1 protein-coding gene is annotated in these 368 nt (G+C 62.2%); it reads left to right on the top strand.

Annotated elements, in window-relative coordinates:
* A partial coding sequence (locus P0D96_RS48515; RefSeq protein ID WP_408321503.1) for an NAD(P)(+) transhydrogenase (Re/Si-specific) subunit beta occupies nucleotides 1–368 on the top strand: 368 nt, incomplete at both ends.

The following is a 368-nucleotide window of genomic DNA, read 5'->3' as shown; positions in this document are numbered from 1 at the left end:
CGCGCGCGTCGAGATGACCAAGATGCCGGAACTGGTCGCGGCAATGCACTCGCTGATCGGTCTCGCTGCCGTGTGTATCGCGTATGCGGTGGTGTCGGAGCCGGCCGCGTTCGGCCTTGTCGATCCTGAGAATACGGCGCCGGGTTTCCTGCCGTATGGCAACCGTATCGAACTGTTCATCGGTACGTTCGTCGGCGCGATCACGTTCTCGGGTTCGGTGATTGCATTTGGCAAGCTGTCGGGCAAGTACAAGTTCCGGCTCTTCCAGGGCGCGCCGGTCGTGTACGGCGGTCAGCATCTGATCAACCTGCTGCTCGCGCTCGCGATGCTCGGCTTCGGCATCCTGTTCTTCCTCACGCAGTCGTGGC

The organism is Paraburkholderia sp. RL17-347-BIC-D, assembly GCF_046027915.1.
Taxonomy (GTDB): Bacteria; Pseudomonadota; Gammaproteobacteria; order Burkholderiales; family Burkholderiaceae; genus Paraburkholderia.
The sequence above is the reverse complement of the archived record's forward strand: the minus strand, read 5'-3'. Positions and strand labels throughout refer to the sequence as shown.